Annotated in this window: 13 protein-coding genes and 1 pseudogene; 13 read left to right on the forward strand and 1 reads right to left on the reverse strand. The window is 39.9% G+C overall.

Translation table 11 applies throughout. The annotated features are described in order from the left end of the window. From pyrC to pyrE, 7 genes and pseudogenes are all read left to right on the forward strand, one after another. Window positions 1-1,275 (forward strand): dihydroorotase, encoded by a 1,275-nt coding sequence (gene pyrC / locus JCM9152_RS02385; protein ID WP_035340471.1) that lies wholly within the window; start codon window positions 1-3, stop codon window positions 1,273-1,275. Continuing rightward, complete coding sequence (locus JCM9152_RS02390; protein ID WP_035340473.1) at window positions 1,272-2,360, forward strand: carbamoyl phosphate synthase small subunit; 1,089 nt, start codon at window positions 1,272-1,274, stop codon at window positions 2,358-2,360. Before pyrC ends, JCM9152_RS02390 begins: the two co-directional genes overlap by 4 nt. A gap of 17 nt (window positions 2,361-2,377) precedes the next feature. Next, complete coding sequence (gene carB, locus JCM9152_RS02395) at window positions 2,378-5,569, forward strand: carbamoyl-phosphate synthase large subunit (protein ID WP_035340475.1); 3,192 nt, start codon at window positions 2,378-2,380, stop codon at window positions 5,567-5,569. 19 nt (window positions 5,570-5,588) lie between these two features. Continuing rightward, a pseudogene (locus tag JCM9152_RS02400) lies at window positions 5,589-6,367 on the forward strand (dihydroorotate dehydrogenase electron transfer subunit). Next, window positions 6,364-7,278 carry a dihydroorotate dehydrogenase gene (locus tag JCM9152_RS02405; RefSeq protein WP_035340477.1) on the forward strand — a complete coding sequence of 305 codons (915 nt, stop codon included), beginning with the start codon at window positions 6,364-6,366 and terminating at the stop codon, window positions 7,276-7,278. The pseudogene JCM9152_RS02400 and the gene JCM9152_RS02405 overlap by 4 nt, the downstream one beginning before the upstream one ends. Continuing rightward, the gene (gene pyrF, locus JCM9152_RS02410; RefSeq protein ID WP_035340479.1) at window positions 7,275-7,994 is read left to right on the forward strand and encodes an orotidine-5'-phosphate decarboxylase; all 720 of its coding nucleotides are present in this window, start codon (window positions 7,275-7,277) and stop codon (window positions 7,992-7,994) included. Before JCM9152_RS02405 ends, pyrF begins: the two co-directional genes overlap by 4 nt. Then, window positions 7,991-8,623 (forward strand): orotate phosphoribosyltransferase, encoded by a 633-nt coding sequence (gene pyrE / locus JCM9152_RS02415; RefSeq protein ID WP_035340481.1) that lies wholly within the window; start codon window positions 7,991-7,993, stop codon window positions 8,621-8,623. Before pyrF ends, pyrE begins: the two co-directional genes overlap by 4 nt. A 457-nt stretch (window positions 8,624-9,080) precedes the next feature. Here the strand turns inward: pyrE and JCM9152_RS02420 are convergent, their stop codons facing one another. Beyond that, on the reverse strand, window positions 9,081-10,787 hold the full coding sequence (locus tag JCM9152_RS02420) for an Rqc2 family fibronectin-binding protein (RefSeq protein ID WP_035340482.1): 1,707 nt from the start codon (window positions 10,785-10,787) through the stop codon (window positions 9,081-9,083). 154 nt (window positions 10,788-10,941) lie between these two features. On the opposite strand from JCM9152_RS02420, the gene JCM9152_RS02425 reads away from it, so the two are divergent. The 6 genes from JCM9152_RS02425 to coaBC all read left to right on the forward strand — a co-directional run bounded on the left by JCM9152_RS02425 (window position 10,942) and on the right by coaBC (window position 17,280). Next, the gene (locus tag JCM9152_RS02425) at window positions 10,942-13,647 is read left to right on the forward strand and encodes a calcium-translocating P-type ATPase, SERCA-type (RefSeq protein ID WP_035340727.1); all 2,706 of its coding nucleotides are present in this window, start codon (window positions 10,942-10,944) and stop codon (window positions 13,645-13,647) included. A gap of 178 nt (window positions 13,648-13,825) precedes the next feature. After that, on the forward strand, window positions 13,826-14,704 hold the full coding sequence (locus tag JCM9152_RS02430) for a YicC/YloC family endoribonuclease (protein ID WP_035340485.1): 879 nt from the start codon (window positions 13,826-13,828) through the stop codon (window positions 14,702-14,704). Between the two features lie 89 nt (window positions 14,705-14,793). Further along, on the forward strand, window positions 14,794-15,057 hold the full coding sequence (gene remA, locus JCM9152_RS02435; RefSeq protein WP_035340487.1) for an extracellular matrix/biofilm regulator RemA: 264 nt from the start codon (window positions 14,794-14,796) through the stop codon (window positions 15,055-15,057). 38 nt (window positions 15,058-15,095) lie between these two features. Further along, window positions 15,096-15,710: a guanylate kinase gene (gene gmk / locus JCM9152_RS02440; protein WP_035340489.1), complete on the forward strand. Its 615-nt coding sequence runs from the start codon at window positions 15,096-15,098 to the stop codon at window positions 15,708-15,710. Further along, entirely contained in the window at window positions 15,710-15,943 is a 234-nt protein-coding gene (gene rpoZ, locus JCM9152_RS02445; RefSeq protein ID WP_035340491.1) for a DNA-directed RNA polymerase subunit omega, read from the forward strand. The genes gmk and rpoZ overlap by 1 nt, the downstream gene beginning before the upstream one ends. Window positions 15,944-16,077: 134 nt before the next feature. Continuing rightward, window positions 16,078-17,280 carry a bifunctional phosphopantothenoylcysteine decarboxylase/phosphopantothenate--cysteine ligase CoaBC gene (gene coaBC / locus JCM9152_RS02450; RefSeq protein ID WP_035340493.1) on the forward strand — a complete coding sequence of 401 codons (1,203 nt, stop codon included), beginning with the start codon at window positions 16,078-16,080 and terminating at the stop codon, window positions 17,278-17,280. The last annotated feature ends 1 nt before the right edge of the window (window position 17,281 follow it).

Below are 17,281 nucleotides of genomic sequence, written 5' to 3' on the forward strand. Positions count from 1 at the left end.
ATGAATACGAAATTAATAGGTGGATTCATGTTACAAGATGGGGAATTAGTTCAAAAAGATATTTATTTAATTGATGGTCGCATTCAATTTCAGACAAATGAACACATTGAAAAAGAGCTAGATATAGCTGGAAAATTAGTTGCACCAGGCTTTGTCGATGTCCATGTGCATTTACGAGAACCTGGTGGAGAGCATAAAGAAACGATAGAAACAGGCACACATGCAGCAGCAGCGGGTGGGTTTACAACGATTTGTCCTATGCCCAATACTCGTCCAGTACCTGATACAAAGGAGCAGCTGGAATGGCTACAAAATCGAATTGAGGAAACGGCTATTGTTCGTGTGTTGCCATATGCCGCCATTACAACAAGACAGCTTGGTAGGGAATTAACGGATTTTGCTGCTTTAAAAGAATCAGGGGCGTTTGCGTTTACAGATGATGGAGTAGGTGTTCAATCTGCTGATATGATGCTTCAAGCGATGCAAAAAGCAGCAGAATTAAATATGGCTGTTGTTGCCCATTGTGAAGAAAACACGTTAATTCATGGTGGAGCTGTACATGAAGGGATTTATTCAAAGGAAAAAGGGTTAAAAGGAATTCCCTCTGTTTGTGAATCTGTACATATTGCCCGAGATGTCCTGTTAGCTGAAGCAGCAGGTGCTCATTATCACGTATGTCATATTAGCACGAAGGAGTCGGTTCGAGTTGTTCGTGATGCTAAAAAAGCTGGAATTCGTGTGACTGCTGAAGTGACTCCGCACCATCTATTACTTTGTGATGAGGATATTGAAGGAGTGGACCCTAACTATAAAATGAATCCGCCGCTTCGGGGAAAAGAAGATCGTGAAGCGTTGTGGGAAGGATTACTAGATGGAACGATTGATTTTATCGCGACAGATCATGCACCACATTCAGCCGAAGAGAAAGCGCAAGGAATCGAAAAAGCTCCGTTTGGTATTGTTGGTTTAGAAACAGCATTTCCGCTTTTGTTTACAAACTTTGTCCAAACAGGAAAGATTTCTTTGAAGCAATTAGTTGATTGGTTAACGATTAAACCAGCTGAAACGTTCCATTTACCATTCGGGACGTTAAAAGAAGGCTCACTTGCTGATATGACCGTTATTGACCTTGAAACCGAAAAAGAAATTAGTGCGAAGAATTTTTTATCAAAAGGAAAAAACACACCGTTTATAGGCTGGACATGTACAGGATGGCCTGAGTATACATTTGTAGGTGGACAACTTGTATTTACGAAAGGAAAGGTGACCTCATGAAACGTCAATTGATTTTGGAAGATGGATCTGTGTTTGTAGGTGAAGGCTTTGGAGCGTTGAAAGAATTAAGTGGAGAAGTTGTATTTAATACAGGAATGACAGGGTATCAAGAGATTTTATCTGATCCGTCTTATTGCGCACAAATTGTGACGATGACGTATCCTCTTATCGGAAATTATGGCATTAATCGTGATGATTTTGAATCGATTACGCCTTCCATTAACGGATTAATTGTGAAGGAATATGAGCCTGAGCCAAGTCATTGCCATGAAGAAGAGCCTTTGCATGAATTATTAACTGCAAAGGATATTCCGGGACTAGCCGGGATTGATACGCGTAAGTTAACACGTTTGATAAGAGAGCACGGAACGCTAAAAGGAAGAATTTGTTCAATGGAAGTGGATGTAGCATCTGTTATCAATGAACTAAAGGCTGCTGACTTCCCGCATGATCAAGTTGAACGAGTTTCTACAAAAGATCCATATCATGCCCCAGGTAGAGGAAACCGTGTTGTATTAGTTGATTTTGGAATGAAGCATGGTATTTTGCAAGAGCTGATCGCTCGTCAATGTGATGTCGTAGTCGTACCGTATAACACAACAGCAGAAGAAATCATTCGTTTAGGTGCAGATGGTGTGATGCTAAGTAATGGTCCAGGAAATCCGATCGATGTGCCAGAGGCGATAGAAATGATTAAAGAGTTAATTGGAAACGTACCGATTTTTGGGATTTGTTTAGGTCATCAACTCTTGGCACTCGCAGGTGGTGCTACAACAAGCAAATTACGATTTGGACATAGAGGATCGAACCACCCAGTTCGAGATTTAGAAACAGGAAAAATTGCCATTACTGCTCAAAATCATGGTTTTACAGTAGATGTGGATTCATTAGAAGGAACATCATTACAGTTAACTCATGTAGCAGTAAATGACGGGACTGTAGAGGGAATTAGAGTGAAAAATGCACCGGCATTTAGTGTGCAATATCATCCAGAAGCTTCACCAGGACCACATGATGCAAATGACTTATTCGATCAATTTATTTCAATGATGGAAACAGCTAAGAAACGTTCGGTACACGTCTAGTAGGGGAGAGGACAAAAATGGGAAAACGTAAAGATATTCAAAAGATACTTGTCATTGGTTCAGGTCCAATTGTCATTGGACAAGCTGCAGAGTTTGATTATGCAGGTACACAAGCTTGTCAAGCATTGAAAGAAGAAGGGTATGAAGTCGTTCTTATTAATTCAAACCCAGCAACGATTATGACTGATACAACGATGGCTGATCGTGTTTACATTGAGCCAATTACGCTAGAATTTGTCAGTAAAATCATACGTAAAGAGCGACCAGATGGTATCGTTGCTACATTAGGTGGACAAACAGGCTTAAATATGGCTATGGAGTTAGAAGAATCAGGTATTCTAGAACGTTATCAAATCGAATTACTTGGAACAGACCTTGAAGCAATTAAGCAAGCTGAGGATCGAGACTTATTTAGAAGTTTAATGCATGAATTAAATCAGCCAGTTCCAGAAAGTGAAATTGTTCATAACCTCGATGAAGCCTTTGCGTTCGTTGAAGAGGTTGGTTATCCAGTTATTATTCGTCCGGCTTATACGTTAGGTGGAACGGGCGGTGGAATTGCACATGACGAGAAAGAATTCAAAGAAATTGTTTCAAGTGGATTGAAATATAGTCCTGTTACACAATGTTTAGTTGAAAAAAGTATTGCTGGATTTAAAGAAGTTGAATATGAAGTGATGCGTGATGCTAGCGACAATGCCATTGTTGTATGTAATATGGAAAATATCGATCCAGTAGGTGTTCATACGGGAGACTCGATTGTTGTCGCACCGAGTCAAACGTTAACGGATCGTGATTACCAGCGTTTACGTAATGCATCATTAACAATTATTCGTGCACTTGGCATTGAAGGTGGATGTAATGTTCAATTCGCTCATGACGCACATAGTGACCAATATTATATTATTGAAGTAAACCCCAGGGTCAGCCGTTCATCAGCACTAGCATCAAAAGCAACTGGCTATCCAATTGCGAAGATGGCAGCGAAAATAGCTGTAGGTTATAGCCTGGATGAATTAATGAATCCTATTACAGGAAAAACGTATGCAAGCTTTGAGCCTGCACTTGATTATGTTGTATCGAAAATTCCGCGCTGGCCATTTGATAAATTCGATTCAGCTAATCGTTCATTAGGAACACAAATGAAAGCAACTGGAGAAGTAATGGCCATTGGTCGTAACTTAGAAGAGTCTTTACTCAAGGCTGTGCGTTCGTTAGAAGCAGGTTATGATCATTTGTTTGATAAAAAAATTACAACGATTGCCTCTCAAGAATTATTGGAACGCATTCCTAAAGCGGACGATGAACGGTTATTTATTTTAGCGGAGCTATTAAGAAGAGGTGAAACGGTCCAAACGCTTTGTGATTTGACCCAAATTGATCGCTTCTTTATGCAAAAGCTTCATCGAATGATTCAGCTTGAAATAAAGCTAAAAGATTCAAAAAATGATGTTGACGTATTAAAGCTTGCGAAAGAAAGAGGCTTCTCTGATATAGCGATTGCTCGTCTATGGGATCAAGAGGAAAAAGACGTGTATAATTTCCGTCAGAAGAACAAGATTGTCCCTGTTTATAAAATGGTCGATACGTGCGCTGCGGAATTTGAATCTGCCACTCCTTATTTTTATGGAACCTATGAAGAAGAAAATGAATCTGTGCGTACAGATAAAAAGAGTATTCTCGTATTAGGGTCAGGACCGATTCGTATTGGACAAGGGATTGAATTTGATTATGCAACTGTTCATACCGTTTGGGCGATAAAAGAAGCAGGATATGAAGCGATTATTATGAATAATAACCCTGAAACGGTATCAACAGATTTTAGTACTTCAGATAAATTATATTTTGAGCCATTGACGGTTGAAGATGTAATGCATGTCTATGAACAGGAAAAGCCTGAAGGTGTTATTGTTCAATTTGGTGGTCAAACGGCGATTAACTTAGCCGCTGATTTAGAAGAGCGTGGTGTACCAATTATCGGGACATCATTAGAAAGTATGGATCGTGCTGAGGATCGTGATAAATTCGAACAAACATTATTATCGCTTGATATACCGCAACCACTTGGTCGAACAGCAACTTCGGTTGAAGGGGCAGTTGAAATTGCGAGTGACATTGGCTATCCTGTTCTTGTTCGCCCTTCATATGTTTTAGGTGGACGTGCTATGGAAATTGTTTATAAAGAAGAAGAGCTATTAAATTACATGACAAATGCTGTTAATGTTAATCCGAAGCACCCGGTTCTTGTCGATCGTTACTTAACAGGGAAAGAGCTTGAAGTAGATGCCATTTCAGATGGAGAAAATGTCTTTATTCCAGGGATTATGGAGCATATTGAGCGTGCAGGGGTACACTCAGGAGATTCAATTGCTGTTTATCCACCACAAACCGTTCCTGAGCATTTAAAACAAAAATTAATTGACCGAACCATCTCTATTGCAAGAGGGTTAAAGATCATCGGTTTGTTAAATATTCAATTTGTTTGGCATCAAGATGAAGTATACGTACTTGAAGTTAATCCACGTTCAAGCCGTACGGTTCCATTTTTGAGTAAAATTACCGGAGTGCCAATGGCGAATATTGCTACAAAAGCAATGCTTGGTAAGACGTTACCTGAGCTTGGTTATGAGACGGGATATCAGGAAGAGGCAAAAGAAGTATCGGTAAAGGTGCCAGTCTTTTCATTTGCGAAGCTAAGAAGAGTTGATATTACACTTGGTCCAGAAATGAAATCGACTGGAGAAGTTATGGGGAGAGATCATACGCTAGAGAAGGCTTTGTATAAAGGCTTAGTTGCTTCTGGTATGCAAATTCCGACTCACGGCTCTGTTCTGTTTACAGTAGCGGATAAAGACAAAGAAGAAGCTTTAGAGCTTGTAGAGCGTTTCCATGGATTAGGATTTGATATTATGGCAACGGCTGGTACAGCACAATTTATTCAGGAAGCACATATTCCTGTCACAGTAGTGAATAAGATTGGTGAGGAAAAACCACATTTATTAGATGTGATTCAACAAGGACAAGCACAATTTGTGATTAATACATTAACGAGAGGAAAGCAGCCAGCTCGAGATGGCTTCCGCATTCGACGTGAAGCAGTCGAGAATGGTGTCGTATGTTTGACATCAATGGATACTGCAGAAGCATTGTTAAGAGTACTTGAATCGATCACGTTTTCTTCGGAGCATATGCCAGAGTTAAAGCTTTAGAAAAGGAGTGGGGGGACTTATGATGAAGAAAGAACTTGTAACAGTTCAATCGCAACGACCGTTAACATCTAATGTATATGAATTGGTCTGTAGCGGTTCGCTTGTAAATGAAATGACAACACCGGGGCAATTTCTCCACTTGCGAGTAAGCAATAGTGATGACCTACTTTTAAGACGCCCAATCAGTATTTGTGATGTTGACTTGGATGCAGAAACGGTCAAGATGCTCTATCGCGTAGAAGGAAGTGGAACGAAACGATTGTCAGAAAAAAAGCAGGTGATTCGCTTGATATTTTAGGACCATTAGGTCACGGTTTTCCAATTGAGGACATCAAGCCTAATGAAACGGCTGTCCTCGTTGGAGGTGGAATAGGAGTCCCTCCTCTCTATTATTTATCTAAGCAACTAAAGAAAAAGGGTGTGAATGTCGTTCACATTCTCGGCTTTCAATCAAAAGGTGATGTTTTCTATGAAGAGGAATTTAGCCAATTAGGAAATACGTATGTGGCAACGGCTGATGGTACGTATGGGACAGAAGGCTTTGTCACAGATGTTTTACAAGCTGAAGAGGTACAGTTTGACTATATGTATTCCTGTGGACCGACTCCGATGTTAAAGGCATTATCTGATTGTTATGCAGATCAAAAGCTCTATATCTCTCTTGAAGAACGAATGGGCTGTGGAGTCGGTGCTTGCTTTGCTTGTGTTTGTCACGTCGTAGGTGATGAATCTGGGACGAGCTATCGAAAAGTTTGTACTGATGGCCCTGTCTTTTCAGTAGGGGAGGTTGTATTATGAGTCGATTAAAGGTGGAATTACCAGGGTTATCACTGAAAAATCCAATTATGCCTGCTTCTGGCTGCTTTGGCTTCGGAAAGGAATATGCCTCATTTTACGATTTAAGTGAATTAGGGGCGATTGCCATTAAAGCGACTACAGCTGAATCACGATTTGGAAATGCGACACCACGGGTAGCAGAAACGACTGCTGGAATGTTAAATGCCATCGGTTTACAAAACCCTGGGATTGAGGGGGTTATGGCTAATGAGTTACCTTGGTTAGAACGATATGATGTTCCGATTGTAGCCAATGTTGCTGGGACTGAAATTGATGATTATGTAGCAACAACAGCGAGGCTTTCTACAGCTCCTAACGTACATGCGATCGAATTGAACATTTCCTGCCCAAATGTAAAGCAAGGTGGAATCGCTTTTGGGACGATTCCTGAAGTGGCTGCACAGTTAACGAAGGAAGTAAAAGCAGTGTCTGAAGTCCCTGTTTATGTGAAATTATCTCCAAACGTAGCAGATATTGTTGAAATAGCTCGTGCTGTTGAGCAGGCTGGTGCGGACGGGTTATCGATGATTAATACACTATTAGGGAGTCGGATAGATATTCGTCGTCGGAAGCCTATTTTATCGAATCTTTATGGAGGTCTGTCTGGTCCAGCCATTAAGCCAGTAGCGATTCGTATGATCCATCAAGTGAGTCAAGCTGTAACGATTCCGATTATTGGTATGGGTGGGATTCAAACAGCAGAGGATGTTGTTGAGTTTATGCTTGCTGGTGCAAGTGCTGTAGCGATAGGGACGGCAAATTTCACAGACCCTTATATTTGCCCGACTCTTATTGAAGAACTCCCATCATTATTAGATGAATTAGAAGTAAATGAGATTCATGAATTAATCGGAGGGAGTTGGAAAGAGTGACGACGACACGTCCATTTATTATTGCATTAGATCTAGACAATCGTGCAAAGCGATTAGAGTTACTACGTTCTTTCAATAGTGAGTCTTTATTTGTTAAGGTAGGAATGGAGTTATTTTATCGTGAAGGGCTGCAAGTAATTGAAGAGTTAAAACAGTCAGGGCATCGAATTTTCTTAGATTTAAAGCTGCATGATATTCCTAATACCGTTCAAAGGACGATGAAGGAATTAGCTGCGCTTGATGTAGATATCGTAAATGTACATGCAGCAGGTGGTCAAAGAATGATGGAAGGTGCTGTTGAAGGGCTTGAAGCGGGGACTCCTACTGGTAGAAAACGTCCAGTTCTAATTGCTGTCACGCAGCTAACGAGTACAGATGAAGATATGATGCAGAAGCAACTTTTGATTGAAAAGCCTTTGACCGAAGTTGTGCAATCCTATGCCCAACTAGCTAAGAAGAGTAGTGTAGATGGGGTCGTATGCTCAGCTCAAGAAGTGCCGTTCATTCATGACGCGTGCGGCGAAACTTTTTATACAGTTTGTCCAGGTATTAGACGTGCTGAAGATGAAAAGGGTGATCAAAAACGAGTCGTTACCCCACAAAAAGCAAGAGAGCTTGGGAGCTGGGGAATTGTTGTCGGTAGAAGCATTACGACCGCAGACGACCCTTTTTCAGTATATAAAACAATGAAGCAACAATGGGAGGGCTTGAAATGAAGGAAATTATTGCCAAACATTTATTAACGATCGAAGCGGTTCATTTGCAGCCGAATGAGCCTTTTACATGGACATCGGGCATTAAATCCCCTATTTATTGTGATAATCGATTAACCCTTTCTTATCCTTCTGTTAGAAAAGATATTATTAAAGGCTTTGTCGAATTATATAACGAGCACATTAAAAAGGCAGATGTGATTGCGGGTACAGCCACCGCAGGTATTCCTCATGCTGCTCTTTTAGCAGATGCTCTAGAGTTGCCAATGGCCTACGTACGAGGCAGTGCAAAAGGCCATGGAAAGCAAAATCAAATTGAGGGCAAGGTAGAACGTGGGCAGAAGGTTGTTCTAGTTGAAGATTTAATCTCTACTGGTGGCAGTGTCGTAAAAGCGGCTGAAGCATTAAGGGAAGCTGGTGCTGAGGTTGTAGCTGTTGTAGCAATCTTTACATATGAATTCCAAAAAGCAGTAGAGACGATGAAGGATGCGAACATTCCTACTTATATTTTGACTAATTATTCGACATTGGTTGAGGTCGCTAGTCAAAATGGGTATATTCACAAAGACGATGTTACTAAATTAAGCAAATGGAGAAACGATCCTCAATCAATTGAATGGCTGGAGCAATAATAGAAGGTTTAGTTAACTAAGGATGAGCATTGTAGAGGGTGGGACAAACCCCTCCTCTGAAATGAAAAGTTAGTGAAATTTTTTTGAGCCTCTTCCGCATTATTTCTACGGAAATATGTAGATGCAACAGGTTCGTTCCTTTGCGCAGGAGGTGCCGAGCTTGAAAAAATTTTTCTAGTAACTCAAGGAAGAGTAATGGCTTCGCTCGTTGCGGCTTGCTATGAGAAACAGACTCATTTCAAGGCTTTCAAAATCGGGCAACGGCTACGCGCATTACTTAAAGGCCACTGAAAAAGTGCGATTTTCACTTTTTCAGTGGCCTTCCTCTATTTCCCGCAGAAGTCGAGTGACTTCCGCTCCATTTCACTTATGCGTTATTTTGAATGAAGCTCCACTTCAGAATAACTTAAAACCTTTGTAACGGCTCCGTACAACGCTTATAAGAAAAGATTCTATCTCATTTTCTCAATGAACGTACGAGATCTTCGTCTGGTGTAACAAATAAGGTCGTTTGTTGTTCATAAATGACAAAGCCGGGCTTTGCCCCGTTAGGTTTTTTGACGTGACGGATTTTCGTATAGTCAACTGGGACGGAGCTTGACTGTCGAGCTTTACTAAAATAGGCTGCAACGGTCGCGGCTTCAAGTAATGTTTGTTCATCAGGCTCCGTACTTCGAATGACAACATGTGATCCGGGAATATCTTTTGTATGTAACCAAATTTCATCTTGACGTGAAAATCGCATCGTCACATATTCATTTTGCTTATTATTCTTGCCGACATAGAAGTTAATGCCAGAAGTTGATCGATATGCTTCAATTTGAGGCTTTATTTCTTTCTTCTTCTTTTTCGATTGTTGTCTACGTCGAATATAGCCTTCTTCGATTAATTCTTCTCTTATTTCCTCAATATCTTTTGGCGATGCACTCTCCATTTGCTGAATGAGCTGTTCGAAATAAACCATTTCTTCATTGCTTTTCTCTATTTGCTCTTGCACGACTTTGACTGAGTTCTTTGCTTTGTTATAACGTTTAAAATAGGCTTGGGCATTTTCTGCTCCAGTCTTTTTGGGGTCAAGTTGAATGGTAATGGTTCGCCCGTATTCATCATAGTAGTCAACCACATCAATTGACTTGCTTCCTCGTGTAATCGCGTGAATATTGGCTGTAATGAGCTCACCAAGCTTTTGATATTCTTGTGCTTGGTCAGCTTGAATTAACGTTTTTTCAAGCTTTTTGATTTTTTTCTTGTTTTTTTGCCACTCGTTTTTCATGAATCGTTCTAAATCATGAGCCTGTTGCTTCACTCGATCTCGTTCAGCTTTTCCATAGAAAAAACGGTCAAGAAGCTCACTGATCGATTTAAATTGTTTTCTGTCTCCTTGCAAGTGTGTGAGGTGGATAAGCGAGAACGTTTCTTTTTCAGTTACAATCATTTCAGGCTCGTAGGAATGAGACTTGAGCTTGGCTATGATATAAGAAAAAGCTTCTATGATTGAATGCTTATTTACCATTGGCCCTGCTAGATGAATAATTTCTTTAGCTAGCTGTGGGGAGAGTCCTGCAAGCTTGTGAACGAGCTGATTGTCAAGCTTACCGGAATTGAAATCTAATAATTGTAATAAGCGTTCTTCATCTATTATCAGTGGATTTTCTTTATTTTGTTCAGGTGGCCTAGTATACAGCTGACCCGGAAGGACTGTTCGAATGCTACTTTGTGACAGACCAACATGTTTAATACTGTCAAGAATCATCCCTGTTTCCGTATCAACTAAACTAACATTACTATGGCGTCCCATTATTTCAATGTAAAGCTTCTTTTGTGTCTCATCGCCAATCTCGTCTTTATGTCGAATGGTAAAGACAATCACTCTCTCCATATCTAATTGTTCAATTTGCTCAACGACAGCGCCTTCTAAATGCTTCCGCAATAGCATACAAAACATCGGTGGTTCTGCCGGGTTATCGTATTTTTCATTTGTTAAATGAATACGGGCGAAGCTAGCGTTAACAGAAATGAGTAATTGATAATTTTTGCGGTTCGCTCGTATAGTAAAAACTAATTCTGTTTTATATGGTTGGTGTATTTTTGATATACGACCAGAGGTTAATTGTGAGCTTAATTCATGCGTCACAGCTCGTGTCATAAATCCATCGAATGACATGTTGTTCACCCTTTCTCTGTAACAAGTAAAGATTGATCACATTTACATTGTACATTTCCTTAGTATAGCATGTTTTGCTTGTCTACTGAATAAAATGGCTTGTATACGTAATGAAAATAAGCCAAGTGCTGGAGAAGGAGATGAGCTAGAGATTGTGGAATGGCATACGTTAAATGAAAAAGAGCTAGCAAGTTTTGTACGTTCACCAATCAATCATGGTCTGAGTGAAGCAGAGGCAGAAAAAAGACTAAAAGCAATAGGTCCGAATACACTAAAGCAAGAGAAAAAGACTTCTTCACTATCGGTGTTTACGAATCAATTTAAAGATTTTATGGTGATTGTTTTATTAGTTGCAACGATTATTTCAGCATTATTAGGTGAATTTATTGATGCAATTACGATTTTAATCATTGTGCTATTAAATGGGATCTTAGGCTTTGTACAAGAGAGAAAGGCAGAGAAGTCATTAGATGCTTTAAAGGAGTTATCTGCTCCACAAATGTATGTAAAACGAGATGGAGTGTGGAAGCTAATCCCTTCTAGGTTGGTTGTGCCAGGTGATATTGTGAAGCTCGCAAGTGGAGATCGTGTTGGAGCAGACATTCGTATTATTGAGGCATCAGGGTTAAAGATAGAGGAGTCATCACTGACAGGTGAATCTGTGCCTGTCGATAAAAAGGCACAGTTAATAAACGAACAAGACGTTGAAATAGCTGAAATGACTAATATGGCATTTATGGGTACATTGATTACTCAAGGAAGTGCGGTCGGAGTAGTCGTTGCAACAGGTATGAAAACAGAAATGGGAAAAATCGCTCACTTACTCCAATCAACCGAAACGTTAATGACCCCATTACAGCTTAAGCTTGAGCAACTCGGAAAAATATTAATTATCGTCGCACTCTTTCTCACCGCGCTCGTTGTTTTGATAGGGGTTTGGCAAGGGCATGAAGTGTATACAATGATACTGTCAGGAGTATCGTTGGCGGTTGCTGCGATACCTGAGGGTTTACCAGCAATTGTAACGGTTGTTCTTGCGTTAGGCGTGCAACGGATGATCAAACAAAAGGCTATCGTACGAAAGTTACCTGCTGTTGAAACACTCGGCTGTGCGTCGATCATTTGTTCAGATAAAACTGGAACATTGACCCAGAACAAAATGACGGTTACGGATCTATGGAGTGGCGGCAACTATTGGAATGTTGATGGGGGTGGGTATGAACCAAAAGGGAAATTTATGCATGAGGGTAGAATTGTAGATGTCAACAAGGAACAGCAGCTACAACAGTTAGTGAGTTATGGAATGTTATGTAACAATGCCACAATAATGAAGCGGGAACGAAGAGTAGGTATGATGAGAAAGAAAGTAGACGATTATGTGTTAAATGGTGATCCAACAGAAGGTGCCCTTATTGTGACTGCACAAAAAGCAGGGTATAGTCATAAAGGACTACAAGTTCCTTATCAAAGGCTTAAAGAATTTCCGTTTGATTCGACAAGAAAAATGATGTCTGTTATTGTGAAGGATCAAAATGGAAGGCGATATGTTATTACGAAAGGTGCTCCAGATGTGATTTTTGAGCAATGTACAAAAGTTATTTACGGATCTCAGGAAGAAGCGTTCACATCCAAACGAAAAAGAGAAGCAGAGAATGTTATTGTCCAAATGGCTCAAAAAGCACTTCGTACGATAGCCATCGCGTATCGTCCCCTTGGAAAAAACGAAAAGTGTGATGTAGATCAACAAGCTGAGTGTGGATTAACATTAGTCGGAATACAGGGCATGATTGATCCTCCACGTCCAGAAGTGGAGCGTGCAATAAAGGAGTGTCATCAAGCCGGGATTAAAACAGTGATGATTACAGGTGATCATCAAGAAACAGCCATTGCAATTGCAAAAAAGCTAGGGATTTACAAGGGTCATAGTAGAAGTCTTATTGGGAGAGAGCTTTCACATCTCTCTGTTTCTGAACTCGAAGCTAATGTAGAAGATATAGCCGTTTATGCACGTGTTTCACCTGAACATAAGCTTAAAATTGTACGGGCACTGCAAGCGAGAGGACATATTGTTGCGATGACCGGAGATGGAGTAAATGATGCACCAGCCATTAAAGCAGCTAATATTGGTATTTCAATGGGGATAACTGGTACAGATGTTGCAAAAGAAGCATCCTCGCTTATTTTGAGTGATGATAATTTTGCGACAATAAAAGCCGCTATAAAAGAAGGGCGTAATATTTACGAGAACATTCGTAAATTTATTCGTTATATGCTTGCATCGAATGTTGGAGAAATATTAGTGATGTTATTTGCGATGATGTTAGGTATGCCGTTACCTTTAGTAGCTATCCAGATTTTATGGATTAATTTAGTTACAGATGGGCTTCCTGCGATGGCATTAGGGATGGACCAAGCAGAAGGAGATGTCATGAAAAGGCCACCACGAAAACCGAACGAGGGTGTGTTTGCTCGTGGTTTAACGTGGAAAATTCTTAGTCGTGGCTTTATGATTGGTGTTGTTACACTAGCTGCATTTTGGCTGACACTCCAAAATGACCCGGCTGATTTAATAAAAGCACAGACTGTTGCATTTGTAACACTTGTTATGGCTCAACTCATTCATGTTTTTGATTGTCGGAGTGAATATTCGGTTTATCATCGTAACCCATTTGAAAATAAATACTTACTAGTTGCCGTGGCCATTTCAGTTCTGCTAATGCTGATTGTCATCTATTATCCGCCATTACAGACTATTTTTCATACGGTCTCATTATCTGCAAGAGAATGGTTGTTAATAATTGGTTCTGCTTCCATTCCGACCGTTGTATTAGGTGGGTTTCGTTTAATGAAAGGCTCATGACGGTGAAAATTGCACATTGACCTTCATTTCGATATAGTTAAATGAACACATCTAGGTCCATTTACGAGCATGTTTCTTGTGAATGGACCTTTCATATCGTAATACTAATGAAGGAATATCGTTAAATGCCTTGTTGAATGTTGTTGTTTTCGTTAGAATATCAATTGGATGTGATCATATGAAAAGTATGACAGGATTCGGTTCTGCTCGAGTTGAATACGGAGAATGCCAAATTGTCATTGAAACGAGGTCGGTCAATCAACGTTTTTTTGATTGTCAGGTACGACTGTTTCAGTCAGCACCATCTCTTGAAGATGCAATTGCAAAAAGGGTTAAGAGTTTAATCATTCGTGGAAAAGTCGAGGTTTTTGTTCGAATAGAGGGTGAGTTAGGGGCAAGTCAAGAACTAAAAGTAGACGAATTATTAGTTGATCAATATATAGCGACCTTTCATGAGATTCGAAAAAAAGAAAAAAATTCGCTTCCATTAGATATTAATCGATTGCTCATGAATGAATCGTTAGTGCGTATTGCTCATCAAGAGCAGTCGTTTACTGACGAATTTGAGCGCTATGTTCTAGAAGGAGTGGATCAAGCATTACAATCATTAGTGACAATGAGGGAACAGGAAGGAAACGCTTTGTTGCTTAATATTAAGCACGAGATTGAGCAAGTGACTAATCATTGTGATCGTATTGCAGAAGTGCTTCCTCGATTATTAGATGAATATAAAAATCGATTACACGCTCAAATCAATACGTTAGTTGCCAGTCATGAAATAGATGAGTCACGTATTTTGACGGAGGTAGCGTTGTTAGCGGATAAAGTTGACATAAGTGAGGAAATGGTTCGTTTAAAGACGCATATTCAACAATTTCATCGTTATTGTCAATTGAGTGAACCTATTGGGAGAAGGTTGGATTTTTTAATTCAGGAAATGAATCGGGAAGTGAATACAATCGGTTCAAAGGCGAGTGATTCCTTTATTAGACAAGAAGTGGTTGAGATGAAAGGTCATCTAGAAAAGGTGAAAGAACAAGTACAAAATATAGAATAATCTAGAAATATTCAGCCATTTCGTATATAGTAAGAATAGTTTGGATAACAATGGAGGGGAAAAGAGCCTTTCCAAAAGTGGGGGTCTATATGAATATAAAATTAATTAACATCGGCTTTGGAAATATTGTTTCAGCAAATCGAATTATTTCGATCGTGAGTCCAGAGTCGGCACCAATCAAACGAATCATTCAAGATGCGCGCGACCGAAATATGTTAATTGATGCTACATATGGACGACGCACTCGTGCGGTTATTATTGCGGATAGTGATCACGTTATTCTAAGTGCGGTACAACCAGAAACAGTGGCACAACGATTAACAACAAAAGAAGAAGGTTCTGAAGAGTCTTAATAAGTAGGACAGGGGCTACATAGATGTAGGAGGTACTCATGAGAAAAGAGAAAGGTCTTTTACTTGTATTGTCTGGTCCAGCTGGTGTTGGAAAAGGAACAGTATGTTCAGCTTTGCGCGAACAAGAAACTGATATTCAATATTCCGTTTCTGCCACAACGAGGGCACCGCGTGATGGTGAAGTGAATGGCATTAACTATTTCTTTAAGTCAAGAGAAGAATTTAAAGAAATGATTGCACAAGATCGATTACTTGAATGGGCAGAATATGTCGGTAACTTTTACGGTACACCGATTGATTACGTTCAAGAAACGTTAAACAATGGTAAAGATATTATTTTAGAAATAGAAGTACAAGGAGCATTAAAGGTGAAGGAGCGGTTTCCAGAAGGTGTCTTCATCTTTCTCATGCCACCGAGTTTAGCGGAATTGCGAAATCGTATTGTCGGTCGTGGCACGGAGACAGTAGATGTCATTAATGAACGGATGAATGTTGCAAAAGAAGAAATTGATATGATGAAAAACTATGACTATGTTGTGGAAAATGACCAAGTGGAGCTTGCGGTCGAACGTATTAAGTCAATAGTTATAGCGGAACATTGTAAAAGAGAACGATTAATTGAAAAATATAAGGAACTTGTGGAGGTAAATTAATGTTATATCCATCGATTGATTCATTGCTTGAAAAATTGGATTCGAAATATACACTTGTAACCGTATCAGCTAAACGTGCTAGAGAAATTCGTGAAAATGAAAAGCGTACTCCCCTTGTTGAAAGACCCGTATCTTATAAGCCGGTAGGTGTGGCATTAGAAGAGATTGTCCATGATCACTTACGTTATGAACGCATAGAAGCGATCAGAGAAGAATACGGTAAGCATATTTAAAGGGATTAGAAGGTGTCTCATAAGGTTGCAAACCTTTGAGACACCTCATTTTCATTTAAGAGAAAAAGAAGCTTCACATAAGCTGCGAGTAAGTTGTAATAAGAAGATAGATTTTTTAAGGAGTGAAACGAAAAATGAAGGGGAAGAATGTCGTACTAGCAGTTACAGGAGGAATTGCATCTTATAAAGCTGCAAACTTAACGAGTCAGCTCGTACAAAAAGGTGCAAATGTGAAAGTGATGATGACTGAGTCTGCACAAAAATTTGTAACGCCCTTAACCTTTCAGGCATTATCACGTGGGCCTGTTTATGTTGATACATTTACTGAACCAGAGCCTGAGAAAATAGCTCATATTGATGTGGCCGATTGGGCAGATGTGATCATAATCGCTCCTGCGACAGCTAATATCATTGCTAAGCTCGCTCAAGGAATTGCTGATGACTTCGTGACGACAAGCCTCCTTGCAACAAAGGCAGCGGTTTATATTGCACCGGCCATGAATGTTCACATGTATGAACACCCGGCAGTCCAGCGTAATATGGCTTTATTACGACAAGATGGTTTTTCATTTATTGAAGGAGAAGAAGGGTATCTTGCCTGTGGATGGGTTGGAAAAGGACGAATGGCAGAGCCTGAAGTGATTCTTGATGTATTAGATAAGCATTTCAATCGCTCACAATTACTACAAGGTAAGAAAGTCGTTATTACTGCTGGGCCGACACAAGAAAAAATCGACCCTGTACGTTACTTTACTAATCAGTCTTCAGGAAAAATGGGTTATGCAATAGCTGAGGCTGCGAAACAATTAGGAGCTGAAGTAACGCTCATTTCCGGCCCGACCTCCTTACAATATCCTTCTGGAGTTAAAGTCGTTGCCATTACGTCGGCAGAGGAGATGTATCATGCAGTTGATGAGGCATTTACACATTCAGATATTCTTATTAAAGCAGCAGCAGTGGCTGATTATACTCCGAAAGTCGTATATGATCAAAAAAGAAAGAAACAGCAAGATGAATGGTCCATTGAAATGGAACGTACCGTTGATATTCTTCAAACGATCTCTACAAAGAAATCACCTTCACAAGTAATCGTTGGTTTTGCTGCGGAATCAGAAAAGGTAGTTGAGTATGCGAAGAAGAAACTTGAAAAGAAGAACTTAGATTTAATCGTAGCTAATAATATAAGTGAAGTAGGGTCTGGGTTTAAAGGTGATACAAATCAAATTACCATTATTCATAGAAACGGTGAAATGAAACCATTTCCATTGCTTTCGAAACAGGAAGCGGCTTTTCGTATTTTAGAAGAGACAATGCTGTACATGAAGAAGGTGCACTAAG

This window comes from Halalkalibacter hemicellulosilyticusJCM 9152, from assembly GCF_000513115.1.
In the GTDB taxonomy this organism is placed as follows: Bacteria; Bacillota; Bacilli; order Bacillales; family Bacillaceae_D; genus Halalkalibacter; species Halalkalibacter hemicellulosilyticus.